The organism is Woeseia sp. D3-10, assembly GCF_055809415.1.
In genome coordinates this window covers 61,981-76,582 of sequence record NZ_JBVVTW010000007.1, presented here as the reverse complement: position 1 = coordinate 76,582, position 14,602 = coordinate 61,981, and the positions used below count along the sequence as shown (strand labels likewise).

Sequence of the window (14,602 nt, the reverse complement as noted above, 5' to 3'; positions counted from 1 at the left end):
CTTAGGCTTTCATTGACAGAGGGATTGTGTTGCAAAAGATAGCGCTGTTTGCCGACGTACAAAATATTTACTACACGACCAAACAATCGTTCGGTCGGCAGTTTAACTACCGGGCATTGTGGGAGCGGGTAAGCGGTCAGGGCGAAATTGTTGCGGCGACGGCGTATGCGATCGATCGCGGGGATGACAAGCAACGTAAGTTTCAGGATGCGCTGCGCAGCATCGGTTTCGACGTGAAACTCAAACCGTTCATCCAGCGCCGCGACGGGTCCGCAAAGGGTGACTGGGACGTTGGGATAGCTATCGATATGATGGACGCTGCGCCGACAGTCGATACCGTGGTGTTGCTGTCGGGGGACGGCGATTTCGATTTGTTGCTGGAGAGGGTCCGCAAGAATAACGGCATCAACGCCGAGGTCTATAGCGTGCCCGCTTTGACCGCCAATTCATTGATCGAACATGCCAGTAGCTGGCACGCGATCGACAGAACGCTGTTGATCTAGTCTGGTTTTCCCAGCATGGAGCGGAGTTCTGCAACCTGAAGTTCCAGTTGTTCTACCCGCTGCTCCAGATCTGCAATGTTGCTGCGAGGTGGTGCGTGGCTGGCGGCTGCCTTGCTGGCATGCGCTGCCATATCAATCTCGCCAGACAACAGGTGCATGAATTCCGAGTCTTTTCGACCAGGTGTTCGCGGCAGCTTTACGACCAAGGGGCCGCGTTCGTGCTCCACTAGGGACGTCAATGTTGCAACAACGGCTGAGTTGTCTTCGAACTCGTGCAAGCGGCGACAGTGAGTGCGGAGTTTCCCAGGCGTTTGAGAGCCGCGCAAGAGCAATGCGCAGATCACAGCTAACTGTGCGTCATCGAAATGAAAGTCACTGTAGCGGGTATTGCAGAAGCGCTGGGAGTACTTCTCGATGCTGCTCTTGAAGTTCTCGTCGATGCGCAGCAGGCTTTTCCCATCCAGCAAGCGTGTCGCTCGCTGCACTTCACCCTTATTCAGGTTCATTGCCGGGTTACGGCCGGATTTCTGATTACAGGCGTTCGTTAGCCCATTGAGGGACAACGGGTACTGGTCGGGCGTAACGATGGATTTTTCTATCAGGCAACCAATGATGCGGGCTTCTACAGCGTCTAATTTGAGCGGCACAGCGAGACCTCAACGTGTCGGCAGACTGCGGACTATAAGCGTTCTGTCCGGCTGGAGTGCGACTTTTCGGCAGCAGACCGATCTTCTGCCGGATAAGCAGGCGCTAATCGAGCCGAAAACAATGCAGGCATCCATCTCCAGCTCAGACGGATTGGCCAGCATCGTCCTTGAGGCGCATGACTTTGGCACGGTTTACGTAAAGTAAGTCGCCAATTTTCAAAACCAGTGAGTCTTCGTACCTGCTCAGGCGACCATCGGCATAAGCGATTTTCCACAACAGGTCGATCACCCTGACTTTCTCGTCGTCGCTCAGTGAGTTGTGCAGTTGCCTCGTGAACTGATGAACTTCGACCATTGCCTCGGCCTTTTCATCGGCCGCGTTTGCGAGTTGATTCGCTTCTTCTGTACTTAGATCAAAGTGCTTTTTGATCAGTTTGATGAGCAACTCGAATTCCGCTTCCTGGAAGTCATTGTCAGCGCGTGCGACATCGACCATGAGCACGGCAGTTGCCATTCGGATAGCGTGTTCTCGTTGTTGGGGGTCGTCAGTTTGGGCCGCATTGCCGGCCAGGGTTCTGTTCAATCTTTCCGCGAGTCGCTTGAGCATTGTCTCTCCAGTATGTGAGTCTCCATGTTACTGGGACGGCGATACCGCCGTCGAGTTCGTTCAATGTTTGCGGTTCGTACGTGAGGTATAGTCAGCGCCCGGCCCGGACGCGTTTCCCTGGTGGATGAATCGAATACACCGGCAGCATCGGGATTTCCGATCGGGTGGCGTTACCTGCGCTAGTAAAGAAGCAGAGGGCACGTTCGCTCCGCGGGTGTCGAACCGGGCGCCGGGTGCGGCAAGTTGATCTGCAAGAGTTACGGCTATAGTGATTTTGGTGGGCCAGTTCCGCCGCTCACGGTGTAGAATGTCAGCGGTTGTTTTGGTCCATGTTGACACTCCCGGGCAGCGGACGCCGGGAACTGGAGCACGCGCGATGGGCACCATCACCGCAAAAATGGAAGCCGAGCTGATTCGCATCTTCAGCCGTTTCGATACAGACGGCAGCGGCTATATCGAAGAAGCGGAATTCCACAAAATCCTCGATAGCCTGGGCTACGACGAAAGCAACGAAGTGCGCAGCCTCGAATTCGCCGCCATTGACGAAGACGAGGATGGCAAAGTCCGTTTTCGCGAGTTCGCGGACTGGTGGCTCGACAACCGCTAGTTGTTGCGGGCGCCCGGCACGTACCGTTCTTTAGTCCGCTTTTCGACGTCCTCGCGGTAGTAGGCAATATCCTTAAAATTGCGGTCGATATAGCGGTTTACCTGGTCGTCAAAATGCTCGGATTGAGGGTCGTTGCTTTGACCGCCGGCCAGGACCGATTTCGCTCTTACCTTGTCACCAAACTCCACCACTGCGACGAAACTATTGCCTCGGTAGCCGTAGAGACGTTTGGTGCCCGCAAAGCGACGGGCACCGTATGCTGCCAATGCGCCCCAACGGCTGGACGCCATGCCGACAGCATGGCTGGGCTTGTTGTCGTCAAAAGGTAGGTCGATATCACCGTTCAGCCGCTGAAACCGGTTCACTTCTCCCCACGGCATCTTCCAGCTACCAAAATCTGCTTCCAGTGCAGCCAGTGTTTCCGCAAACAGATGGAGACGTTCGGCGGGCGGTGAACCTTCACCGAAGTAGTTGACCCGCTCCATACCCTGCAAATTGTTCGGGTTGGCCCCTTGATCTTCGTAGTGCATGCCATAGAAGTGGGCAAGTGTCATCGCGACGGAATCGGCACTGGTAGTCATATCCCAAGCGCGCAGTTCCGCAATGGCTTCTGCCATATCGCTGGCGGATTTTTCACTGGCGTCCCACGCAGCGAGGAGGCCCGGAATCAGTTTTTCAAAACCGGGCAGGTGAGGGTCGTAGGCAAGTTCAAGCAAGGAATCCAGCGTGAGGTCGCTAACGCCGGTCAATACGCGCTGCGCATGAATACCCCGGAAATTTTCCGGGTCAGGCGCCATGTAGACCGGGTAGTTTTCGCGCTTCGGGCTGAACTCGGCAGCCGCGGTAAACGGCGTTGAGTTGGTGTTCTGAATCCATCCATTCTGTGGATTAGTGACCGTGACAATCTCATCAACCGTGTGCAGGCCCAGCCAGTCGGTTGCCGGATCGCTGCCGTCGACGGGTTTGCTGAAGTCAATCGCTGGATTTCGCTTGGGAATGAAATTGCCGTGGAAGTAGGCGATGTTGCCGGAGGAGTCGGCAAACACGGTGTTATTGGACGAATTTGTGCGGATATCCATCATCTCGCGGAACTCGTCGTAGTTCTTGAGTTTTGTGCGTACGTAGGACTGGGTAAGGGCGTTAACCGGGTCCCAATTGATTCGCGTCACGACCCAGCGATCGCCTGTCTTATGCGTAACCGGGCCGTGATGAGTGTGGTACATCGTGAAGGTGCGTTCGCCAACGTCATTGCCATCGGCGTACTTCAAGGTCACCTGCGATGACTGGACCGGCCGAAATTCGTCACCGTAGCGATATACGAGCTTGCCTTCGACCTGGCGTATGTCTTCCACGAACTCGTCCATGAAATCAACGTTCGTCGACGTGTGCATCCAGCCGGTGTGTTCGTTGAAACCCTGATAGATGAAGAACTGCCCCCAGGTCACCGCGCCGTAAGCATTGAGACCCTCTTCGCTAACGGCATGCATCTCGCCCCGGAAATAAAACGACGTGTGCGGATTGATCAACAACAGCGCATTGCCGTTGCGGGTGAGTGGTGGCGAAATCGCGATGCCGTTGGAACCGGCGGGCTCGGTTGTGTCGAGTTCGGCTACGCGTGCGGCTTCAATGCCGTCCAGTGCGCGGCCTTCGCCGTAAAATGCCTTGATGCCGTCCAGTGGAATTTGCTCGATATCACCGCCAATGGAGCCTTCACTGAAGAACATGGGCATCCACGGTTCAAACCGTGTGAGCAGTTTCGGCTCTACATCAGGATGGCTCAGCAGGTAATAGTTCAGACCATCCGCAAACGCGTCGCACAACGCTTGTAACCACGGTGGTGCTGCAGCGTACGCTGCCTTGGCATCTTCAACCGACATGTAAAGGCGGGCGCGCAGGTCGCTGTATATCGCCTCTTCGCCTTCCACTTCCGCGAGTCTGCCCGTCGCCCAGATATAGTTTCGTTCGATACGGGGAAAGTCGTCTTCCGCTTGCGCATACAACATGCCGAATACCGTGTCGGCATCTGACTTGCCGTACACGTGCGGAACCCCGAAATCATCGCGCAAGATCTCAACATTTGCCGCGCGGGCTTCAAGACGAGCATGCTCCGGGTCTCTGTCGTTAGTTGCCGTTGCCGGTGGTTCCGGCGCACAGGCCGCCACGAACAGCAAAGCAACCAGCAACAAGGTAGGTAAGCGCCTGATAGAGACCAACATGGATTTACTCCCGGGTAACAATATTCGAATGGAATGTGTGTGCCACTGCTGCGTCATTGCGATCAGAGCGTAGCAGTATCAATTCAATGGGTCGATTTGCTCACGGGGTCGGTCGTCGGCCAGCGCACGTACAATTGCCGCAGTACCGTCGCCGACCAATGCAGCGGCAATCGCCCGTGCCATACGTTGCCGGTGCGGCGGCGTCGCGAGGCTGTTCAGCGCCTGCTCTGCAAATGCCGGTTCCAGCGGGTCTCCCATTGTCGCCTTGATCAATCCGCTGGCATATTCCGTAAGAAATTCGGGGTGACACTGAACAGAAAACGCGTTTTTGTCGTCGTAGACAAGGCCGGCAAGTGGGCAGGTGTCGGCGGTAAGAACGACACGGGCATCGTCCGCGGCTTCGGCAACTTGCTCCTGGTGATAGGCGAGGCTCGATATAGTGGCAAGGTTCCCGTTGTCCGGAGCGCACAGAATTGAGTAGGTCTGCAGTCCGGCAATCCAGCCGTTCGCCGAGCGCTCAACTCGACCACCGAGCGCCTCGGCAATCAGCTGATGCCCGAAACATATGCCGACCTGGGGAATAGCCCGGCTGGCGCAGTCCCGGGACAGTTTTTTTAAGGCGTTAATCCAGGGAAAGTCGTCATGGACACTGTGCCGGGATCCCATGATGACATAGCCGTCGTACTCTTTGGCGTCAGGTACCGAATCGCCGTTTACCACACTGATGGAACTAAACAATGCTCCCGGCATTTCGTCGCTGATCAGGTTGATCAACATCTCCGGGTAGCTGCCGTGGGCTGCCTGCAATGCTGGTCGAGTAGTGCCGGTTTCGAGGACAGCAATTCTCAATGGGGCAGCGTCGATTGGCTGCTGATGTTGTTCGGTATCGCTCAAGCCTGACTCCTGCGCCTGCGCTGAGGGTGTGCCAGTGTAGCCTTAGTCCACACCGCCGTCATGTACCGCGATATCGCAAAGGGCTGGTGGTGGCCTTGCCGGCCCGTCAGGCAAGATTGTGCGTAAACTCAACAACTAACAATCGAATGCGGAGCCCGCGAACACACAGTATCTCTAGGTCAACCGGTTTGCTGGTGGCCGGCATTTCAGTCGTCGGCCGGGTCGTGGATTGGCCTTTTTCTGGCCAATTCTGTGCGCAACGTCAGCGTTCTTGATGACGATACACTCTACTATTGGCGTCTGATTTCCGGACGGACGACCGGAATACCGCAGAACATGGACGTACGGATGTTGAATCATTCAGGAATAGGGCAGTACCTCGACGCAGGGTCACTTAGTCAGTTCGCCAGTCGAATCATGGAAATTCTGCCCGACACCGAGTCGATGGCTGTGTGTGATGCGGCGGGTCCGCTGGTTTGGTGCGGGCCACGCCCCGAAGATGCGGACCTTTGGCCCGGAATCGAAGGGCACCTGGAGCCAGCAAGCGCCGCTGATCGTTGCATTGAGCTGGCTTCCGGCAAGCGCCTCTACCAATTCAGTTTGCAGAAGACGGGCAGCGGTGGTGTAGCCGGCATATTGGCCATACTGGCGCGGCAAGACGTTGGTCTCTTGCTCGCCCAGGTCCGTGGCGAAATCAGCGAAATACTCAGCTGTATTGTCAAACAACTCGATATCCGCCTGGAATTGTCAGCGGTACGGCAACAGTCCGGTCGTGAGCGCCAGGACATGCAGTTGCTGTCTCAGCTCGACGACTTGCAGCGACAAAGCGACCAAAGCAATGTGTTGCAGAAGGCCTTGCAAACCGTTGCGCGTCACTTCCGCAGCGAGCTTGCCGTCATGGCGGTTCCGAAGCAGGGTATTCGTCATGCCTGGCGGCCGGACGGCGATGTCAGTGCGGCGAACTGCGAGGCGATGGTGCCGATACTCTCCAGTCTTGTCGCTGCAGCACGGCAGCGCGGTCGTGTACTGATTGCGGACGCCGCAGGCGTCCTGCAGCGATTCGCACGCATCGAAGGCGAAGCCAATCTCTTGTCATCACCAATACTTGACGACAATGACGAAGTCGTCGGTGTGCTCGGTCTCGTCGCCACCAGAAAATTCTCCCGTTATGACGTTCGGCTGGTTCGCGTTGTCGCGTCGCGAGTTGCAGCACTGATTGAAAGGCAGGTGCCGGTGTCGATGTCGGCGCCGGAAACGAGGCATGACTTGTTGCAGGAAATGGACAGGCAACTGCAAAGTAATCGCACCCAATACCGTGCATTGCTGCTGATCGATATCGACAAGTTGCACGTCATTAACGAAATGCACGGTCATTTCGGCGGTGACGCTGCCATCGCACGCGTTTTTGAAGTGGCAAAAAAACACGCCGGAGCGAGTGGCTTGTCCTGCAATATTTCTGGTGGCTCTATCGCATTGTATCTGCCGGAGTCCGACGAACAGAACGCTGTAGCTTGTGCCGACGGCATACGTGATTCTTTGCACAAGAATCCCGCCGTATATGAAGGTCGGACAGTAGAAATTTCGGCAAGTATAGGAGTGGCGACGATGCCGGTCGCGGCTGAAGATGCGCCTTCGGCATTGAATATCGCCGAAGTCGCCTCACGCTCTGCGAAAGCCCGCGGCGGCGACCAAACCGTGGTGTTTGATGATCTGGATGCCAGCGTCATGCGTCGGCGCGAAGACCTGAATCAGGTAGGCGAGTTGCAGGCTGCATTATTGGATAACCGTTTCGTGTTGTACGGGCAACAGATCGTTGCTTTGCAGGAAGAAGATGCGCGACCGCGCTACGAAGTATTGCTACGAATGCTCGATGAGCGCGGCAACGTGCACTCGCCGAATCGCTTTCTGTCGGCCGCCGAACGTTATCAAATGATGACGTCGATCGATCGCTGGGTGGTTCGGGAGACGACCAATATGTTGAGTAATGCTGAAAATCAGCTGGAGATTAATCTGGCCAGTTTCAGTATCAACGTGTCGACGCAGTCTATGATGGATGAGGAGTTTGCCGGGTTTGTCGAGCAACAGGTTATAGAGAGTGGAATTGCACCGGATACCTTTTGCTTTGAAATTACTGAGACTTCAGTGATTCGGGACCTGGATAGAGCTCAGGACTTGCTTCGCCGCTTGCGGCGTCTTGGATGCAGGCTTGCACTTGATGACTTTGGTACGGGGCAGTGTTCCTTCGCCTATCTCAAGGATATTCCTGTTCAATACATCAAGATTGACGGGGCATTTATTCGTGACATTTTGGACAATCCCTTATCGTTGGCGATTGTTGAATCAGTCGCCAAGATTGGCAAAGTTATCAACGCGCAAACTGTGGCGGAATACGTTGAAACCGAAAAAATACTGGACTGCGTACGCACAGCCGGCATCGACTTTGCTCAGGGCTACCGAATCGGCAAGCCCAAACCTTTGACTGACATTCTGGACGCATTCGGCGCGCCGATGATCAGCGAGGCCGAGATGATGCAGGCGAGCGCCTGACGTTCTCCACGGGTCGCCACGAAAGGCAACCTTAAGGCTTGTTCGCGCAGTCGTCGAGAACCGCTCGGCCAATGAAACTCTTGGTCGGCGGGCAATGGCCAGCCACTGGACGCGCAGGCGGGCCAGGCAGAGGCCACCAGCCGATTTCCTTCTGATCCGCGCGATCGCATCCTAACTCTCTGTTCATCCTGGTATTTGCGGAATTGGGGTTGTACGGGCAGGCATTCATAAGAGATTGTTGGTGCCGCGGTCGTTCTTGCAACGATTGCAGTGCATTCCCTGGCGCGAATTTCCGCTAGTGGCTCGGAACGTCCACCCTGTCGGCGTCCCTCAGTAGGAATTCATTACCATTCTTGACATTGCCATCGTATGAACTAGGGTGAAACCAAGGACCATCCAAATAAAGAGCAGATCCAATCGACTGACTAATAAGTAAAACGCACGTCAACATCGGGGAATGCACATGAATTCTGTCCGCCTGCCGCTAGTCCTGGTAACCGCTCTCTTTTTCGTATCGGCTGCACTGGCTGAAGGACCACCCGAACAGTCACGGGTGACGCAGAAACTTCTCGATGACAGCGGTGGAATGGCAGATATTCGCGTGGACCGGCATTCCGGTCAGGTCAAATTCGTTCGACTACCAGCGCGCAGCAGACCCGGCGCGGCAAGAATGGCTCGGAGTGCTCCGCCTGACGACCGGGCGAAAGCGTTCTTCCGGGAATACGGTGCTGCTTTCGGCGTCGAGAAGCCCGATGAGAACCTCAAGTCGCATAAGACGATGCGAGATATGTCCGGCAGCGAACATGCTGTTCTGCGACAAACCTTTGAAAACCTTCCGGTGTTTGGCGGAGAACTTCGTGCTCATTTTGACGCATCCGGTGAAATGTTTGCGGCGAACGGCAACTACGTTGCCGGGATCAAAATCAATACGACGCCGCGCCTGAGTGAGCAGCAAGCGAGTGATATCGCCATCCATGCAGTCGCCGACGGTGCCTCACGGTTCGCCAAGCAGCCGGGTGGCGCACGAGAGCGGGCGTACCGTCAAGGAACGGTTGCAACCGGGCTGTCGGCCGTTGCAACTACCCTGATGGTGTTTCGCGAAGGGCTGCTCCGTGGCACGCCCGGCCAGGACCGACTCGCCTACGAAGTTGAGGTGACCAATCCGGCCATCACGGTGCGTGAGTTTGTCTATGTGGACGCACACAACGGCAGAGTCATCGATCAGATCACGGGTATCTATCATGCTCTGGACCGGGAAATTTCTGAAACCGCATTGGCGAATGTGGTTTGGGACGAAAGCAACGGAGACCCGGAACCCATACCGGACGGCTGGGCGGCTGGGACTGCTATGCAGGTGCTGGATTGGAACAACGAAATTGATGGCGCGAAAGAAACTTACAATTTGTTTGCGAGCATGTCGGCGGGTAGCTACGACTCGTATGACAATGCCGGTTCGACGATGCGGACCGTCAACAATGACCCGAACATCTCATGCCCGAATGCGAACTGGAACGGTACGTCCACCAATTACTGCAGTGGCGTTACCGGTGACGACACTGTCGCGCACGAATGGGGCCACGCCTACACCGAATATACCAATGGCCTGATCTATCAGTGGCAGTCGGGCGCGTTGAGTGAGTCCTATTCGGATATTTGGGGGGAGGTTGTTGACCTGATCAATGGGCGTGGCACCGACGATGCGGCTGGCAGCATGCGCAGTGATGGCAATTGTTCGGTATTCGGTATCGGCACGCCAAGCGTGGACAATGCCTACCGCTGGTTGTCCGGCGAGGATGACCCGGCATTTGGCGGTGCCATTCGCGACATGTGGAATCCGACCTGTTACGGCGACCCGGGAAAGGTCACGGACAGCGAGTATTTTTGCAGCACCGCCGATTCCGGTGGTGTGCACTTTAATTCTGGAGTTCCGAACCACGCATTTGCCCTGATGGTCGACGGTGGAAATTATAACGGCCAGACCGTTAACGCCATTGGGCTGACCAAGGCCGCACATATTCATTGGGCCGCGCAACGATTGCTCACACCGGTTAGCAACTTTGTTGATCACGCTGACGCACTTGAGGCGGCTTGCAGTTCGTTGATCGGTATCGACTTGCCAGCGCTGTCTACGGATTCGAGCAATGCCGGTTCATCCGGAGAGGTTATTTCAGCAGCGGATTGTGCAGCAGTAAGCACGGCAATTGCAGCCGTCGAGTTGCGTACCTTACCGACGCAATGTGGTTTCGAACCACTACTGGCGGACGAAGCACCGCCATTGTGTGAGAACCTGGGGGCTGTTCAACCGGGAACCTTTGAGGGCTTCGAGGCTGGCGCATTGCCGGCCGGCTGGACGGTTGGTCAACGTGCGGTTGCCAATCCAGCGACCTTCGATACCCCGAACTGGGCCGTCAGCAGCAATTTGCCGGACGGCGCGAACAGCCTGTTTGCGGCATTCGTACCAGACCTTATTGTCGGCAATTGCCTGGACGATGACGAGTCCGGTGCGGTCTTCCTCGACAGCCCGGAAATCAACCTGCCGCTTGATGAAGTGCCACGACTAGCATTCGATCATTGGGTTGCAACCGAGGCCGGTTGGGACGGTGGCAACCTGAAAATCAGTGTGAATGGCGGACCCTTTACAGTAGTTCCTGGCAGCAGCTACTCCTTTAATCCGTACAACACGAGCCTCGTAAGTGTCGCGGGTGGCAACACCAATCCGCTGGCGGGTGAGGAAGCGTTCAGCGGCAGTGACGCCGGCACTGTGACCGGAAGCTGGGGACAGTCTCAGGTCAATCTGCTGGGCATGGCGCTTCCAGGTGACAGCGTAAGGTTACGTTTTGAATTCGGCGGGGATGGCTGCAACGGCTTGATCGGCTGGTACGTGGATAACGTGCAAACCTATTCCTGCTCGCTCGATGAGCTTCCTGTGTGTGGCGACGGCATGACGGGTCCGGGCGAAATGTGTGATGACGGCAACAGCGCGGGTGGTGATGGCTGTTCCAGCAGCTGCCAGATCGAAGCTGGCTATCGTTGCGACTCGCCGATACCGGGCAGTTCAGGCGCTAACATGGTTGCCGATGGCAGTTTCGAAGCGGGCACTTTTGGCGGCACGTGGACTGAATTTTCTTCCAACTTCGGTTCCCCGATCTGTGATGTTGGAACCTGCGGTACCGGCACGGGTACCGGGCCTTCCGATGGACTGTTCTGGACATGGTTTGGCGGTGTCGCCACCCTGGAAGAGGGCTCAGTGTCGCAAGCCGTTGTCATTCCGGTGACAGCCGATGTGATGACCTTCGATCTCGAACAGATCATCTGTGACAGCGGCGCCGATTATGTCGAGGTGTTGATCGACGGCAATCAGGAATTCAGATCGGACGGCAGTGACGCACTCTGTGGGACCTTGGGTTATGCGCAGCAAAGTGTAGACCTCAGCGCCTACGCGGACGGCTCAGCGCACACGATTGAATTTCACTCGGAAGTCTTCGGTACCAATGGGGCCGGTTCCAACTTCTTCGTCGACAATGTCGTTATCAGCGATAACGTGGCCACCGAGGGATTACCCAGTCGCTGCGAAGCCATACCTCTTGAAATGGCCTGCAATGCCGGTCGTGTCAGCTACGACGACGGCGTGCCCGACAGCTGGACGCTGGTCGACAACGAGAATTCGGGTCTGGTTTGGACCAATATTGCGACGTCCGGCGAATCCGGTAATTACACCGGCGGTAGCGGCGATGCAGCCACCGTTTCGAGTGACGCGTTCGGCCCTGCCGAAATTGATACTGAATTACGTAGCAACACGTTCAGCCTCAAAACGGCGACTGCAGCATCGTTCAACTTTCGTGCTAATTACCAGAACTTCGCCGCGCTGGACTTTCTGGATGTTGATGTCAGTACCGACGGTGGAACCTCGTGGACGAACCTGTTGAGCTGGAACGAAGATCACGGTGGCTTCCGTAGTCTTCCCGGCGAATCCGTAACGCTCGATCTGACCCCTTACCTGGGCGAAGACGAGGTCCAGTTGCGCTGGCGTTATTACGACCCAAACACCGATGACTGGGACTGGTATGCGCAGCTTGATGATGTTGATCTTGCCTGCAATCTCAGTGGTCGTATGACAGGCGGTGGGCTGGTTCGCGAAAGCTGGCGTGATTACTCGATACACGCGTTTACACTGAGCTGTGAGGCGGACGCGAAACACAATCACATGCTGATTACGTGGCGAGACGGGCGGAACCTCGGGCTGTTCCAGTTGACGGAACTTGACTCGGTAATGTGTTCTGACCGGCCACTTATTGACGAGGGCCGTCCGGAAGCGGGTTTCGATACCATCGAGGGCAGCGGTAGTGGTCGTGTCAATGGCGAACCAGCGACTATACGCTTCAAACTGACAGATGCTGGCGAGCCGGGCTGGCGCGATGATCGGGTAGAGTATTCGATCAGCGGGCCGAACGGTGCGACAGTATCGTCAACCCTGAACGGTGGCAATCATCAGGCCCACCGCAACTAACATATCGATTGTGGCCGGGCATTTTCCCGGCCACAATCGGAATGTTGCCCAGATCCGCACCTTTTGCCGGTTGTACCTGAAATCATTTACATTGGATTTTTGACAAAGGTGCAGCGCCCATGCGTACCCAGACTTTACTAATGTTACTCGCGGTGATGATTGCGGGCTGCAATGGTGCAACGGTGGTGAATGCAGAAGCGCCAGCCGCCGCGGCAAGTGTGCCAGTGGAGCTTGAACTTCGGTTTGACGAAGCCCTGGACTACCGGGACTTGCGCCTGCGGTTGTTAACGGTCGAGGATTCGCGTTGTGCGACCGGACTGACCTGCGTCTGGGCCGGCGAGATGCATGCGGTCATAGCGGTTTCGCGCGGTAATGCCGCAGAGGAAGAGGTCAGTCTGCGTACGCGAGTCGGAAGTGAACCGGAAGTGACCAGCGCTTTCGGTTACGAATTCACTTTGCTGTCACTGGTTCCGCACCCAAAGAACAACATGACCATCAGTCGCAGCGAACAAACCCTGCGGCTGATGATCAACAAACCTTAGCGATAAAGCCGGCCGTAGCTCTCGAGCTTAACTCGCGCGGCGACGAGCGCCTGACGATGAACGATTGTTGCGAGGCGCGCCGCGCTTCTTGGTGGCAGCTGGCTTGCCCGAGCGATTGGCACCGGAGTCGTCGCGTGCAAAGCGCGGTCTGGAGCGTGTATTCGCAGAGCGGCCGTTCTTGATGGGTTCGGCCCGGATGCTTGGATCGACTTCAAAACCGGGAATCACTTCTTTCGGAATTTTGGTCTTCAAGAGCGACTCGATGTCACGCAACAGCTTCAGCTCGTCCACGCACACTAACGAGACCGCCTGACCGTCCTGGCCAGCGCGAGCGGTGCGACCGATACGGTGTACGTAGTCTTCCGGCACGTTGGGTAGCTCGTAGTTCACGACGTGTGGCAGGCGTTCTATATCAAGACCGCGGGCAGCGATGTCCGTTGCAACCAGGACCCGAACCTTGCCAGCTTTAAAATCAGCGAGAGCACGAGTACGAGCGCCCTGAGATTTGTTGCCGTGGATGGCAGCGGATGTCAAACCGTCCTTGTTTAATTGTTCCGCCAAACGGTTTGCACCGTGTTTGGTACGAGCAAATACCAGCACCTGGCGCCAGTCTTCCTTGCCAATTCGTAGCGACAGCAGTTCACGCTTACGGCTCTTGTCGACCGGGTGTACGAGTTGGCTGACGCGTTCAGCTGTTGTGTTGCGTGCAGCGACTTCGACTTCAACCGGCGCACTGAGCAAATCAGCTGCAAGTTTGCGAATGTCCTCTGAGAACGTTGCTGAGAACAACAGTGTCTGCCGCTTCTTCGGCAAAACTTTGAAAATCTTGCGCATGTCGCGAATGAAGCCCATATCGAGCATGCGATCTGCTTCATCCAGCACCAGGAGGTCAACCTTGGAAAGATCAATAGTGCCTTGCTGCATGTGATCCAGCAGGCGTCCCGGTGTAGCGACAACGATGTCGACGCCACGTTTCAGTTTGGTGATTTGCGGATTGATGCTAACACCGCCAAAAATCATCGTTGATCTGAAAGGCAAGTGGCGTCCGTAGTCACGAACGCTGTCTGCGACCTGGGCCGCGAGTTCGCGGGTTGGCGTCAGGATCAGGGCGCGTATAGTACGTTTTGAACTGTCTTTTTGCTGCATTAATTGCAGCAAGGGCAGGGTGAAACCTGCTGTTTTGCCGGTGCCGGTTTGTGCGCTGGCAAGAATATCCTTGCCCGCGAGGATCGGCGGTATGGCTTGTTGCTGTACGGGAGTCGCTGTCGTGTAGCCCTGTTCTTCTACAGCACGCAGCAATTCGGCCGAAAGGCCGAGTTCTTTAAATAACATTGATTGTAGCTCCGAATCGTCTGACCAATGGCGACCAGTGTCGCGACGGGTTCGGTCCAGACTTGGATTCTTGAGTGACTGCAGGCCGCGGATTGCGTGCCTGAAGTAAGTGGCGCAGACCGAAGTGCGCCAAGACGCGGCGGACTATAACAGAGTCAGTCTGAATTGGAAGGGCAACGCATCCCAGTTTCAGTATGACG

At 56.1% G+C, this 14,602-nt stretch carries 10 protein-coding genes; 5 read left to right on the top strand and 5 right to left on the bottom strand.

Going from position 1 to position 14,602, the window contains the following annotated elements:
* The first annotated feature begins 29 nt into the window (after positions 1-29).
* The gene (locus AC0L8N_RS01065; protein ID WP_473669987.1) at positions 30-503 is read left to right on the top strand and encodes a LabA-like NYN domain-containing protein; all 474 of its coding nucleotides are present in this window, start codon (positions 30-32) and stop codon (positions 501-503) included.
* Here AC0L8N_RS01065 and AC0L8N_RS01060 read toward each other — a convergent pair.
* Together AC0L8N_RS01060 and AC0L8N_RS01055 are read right to left on the bottom strand one after the other, a co-directional pair.
* Positions 500-1,150, bottom strand: coding sequence for a YceH family protein (locus AC0L8N_RS01060; RefSeq protein ID WP_473665731.1), 651 nt, complete (start codon positions 1,148-1,150; stop codon positions 500-502). The two genes, AC0L8N_RS01065 and AC0L8N_RS01060, sit on opposite strands and share 4 nt — an antisense overlap.
* A gap of 142 nt (positions 1,151-1,292) precedes the next feature.
* Positions 1,293-1,757: a tellurite resistance TerB family protein gene (locus AC0L8N_RS01055; protein WP_473665730.1), complete on the bottom strand. Its 465-nt coding sequence runs from the start codon at positions 1,755-1,757 to the stop codon at positions 1,293-1,295.
* 376 nt (positions 1,758-2,133) lie between these two features.
* Here AC0L8N_RS01055 and AC0L8N_RS01050 point away from each other — a divergent pair, with 376 nt between their 5' ends.
* Positions 2,134-2,364 carry an EF-hand domain-containing protein gene (locus AC0L8N_RS01050; RefSeq protein ID WP_473665729.1) on the top strand — a complete coding sequence of 77 codons (231 nt, stop codon included), beginning with the start codon at positions 2,134-2,136 and terminating at the stop codon, positions 2,362-2,364.
* Here AC0L8N_RS01050 and AC0L8N_RS01045 read toward each other — a convergent pair.
* Complete coding sequence (locus tag AC0L8N_RS01045; protein WP_473665728.1) at positions 2,361-4,580, bottom strand: acylase; 2,220 nt, start codon at positions 4,578-4,580, stop codon at positions 2,361-2,363. The genes AC0L8N_RS01050 and AC0L8N_RS01045 overlap by 4 nt on opposite strands.
* A 78-nt stretch (positions 4,581-4,658) precedes the next feature.
* Complete coding sequence (locus tag AC0L8N_RS01040) at positions 4,659-5,474, bottom strand: type 1 glutamine amidotransferase (RefSeq protein WP_473665727.1); 816 nt, start codon at positions 5,472-5,474, stop codon at positions 4,659-4,661.
* A 252-nt stretch (positions 5,475-5,726) separates the two neighbouring features.
* Here AC0L8N_RS01040 and AC0L8N_RS01035 point away from each other — a divergent pair, with 252 nt between their 5' ends.
* The 3 genes from AC0L8N_RS01035 (at position 5,727) to AC0L8N_RS01025 (ending at position 13,070) form a co-directional block, all read left to right on the top strand.
* A complete protein-coding gene (locus AC0L8N_RS01035) occupies positions 5,727-8,021 on the top strand; it encodes an EAL domain-containing protein (RefSeq protein WP_473665726.1) in 2,295 nt (764 codons plus the stop codon).
* 463 nt (positions 8,022-8,484) lie between these two features.
* On the top strand, positions 8,485-12,528 hold the full coding sequence (locus tag AC0L8N_RS01030) for a M4 family metallopeptidase (protein ID WP_473665725.1): 4,044 nt from the start codon (positions 8,485-8,487) through the stop codon (positions 12,526-12,528).
* Positions 12,529-12,647: 119 nt separating this feature from the next.
* The gene (locus AC0L8N_RS01025; RefSeq protein WP_473665724.1) at positions 12,648-13,070 is read left to right on the top strand and encodes a hypothetical protein; all 423 of its coding nucleotides are present in this window, start codon (positions 12,648-12,650) and stop codon (positions 13,068-13,070) included.
* Between the two features lie 27 nt (positions 13,071-13,097).
* On the opposite strand, the gene AC0L8N_RS01020 is transcribed toward AC0L8N_RS01025, so the two are convergent.
* Positions 13,098-14,402, bottom strand: coding sequence for a DEAD/DEAH box helicase (locus AC0L8N_RS01020; RefSeq protein WP_473665723.1), 1,305 nt, complete (start codon positions 14,400-14,402; stop codon positions 13,098-13,100).
* Positions 14,403-14,602: the final 200 nt, after the last annotated feature.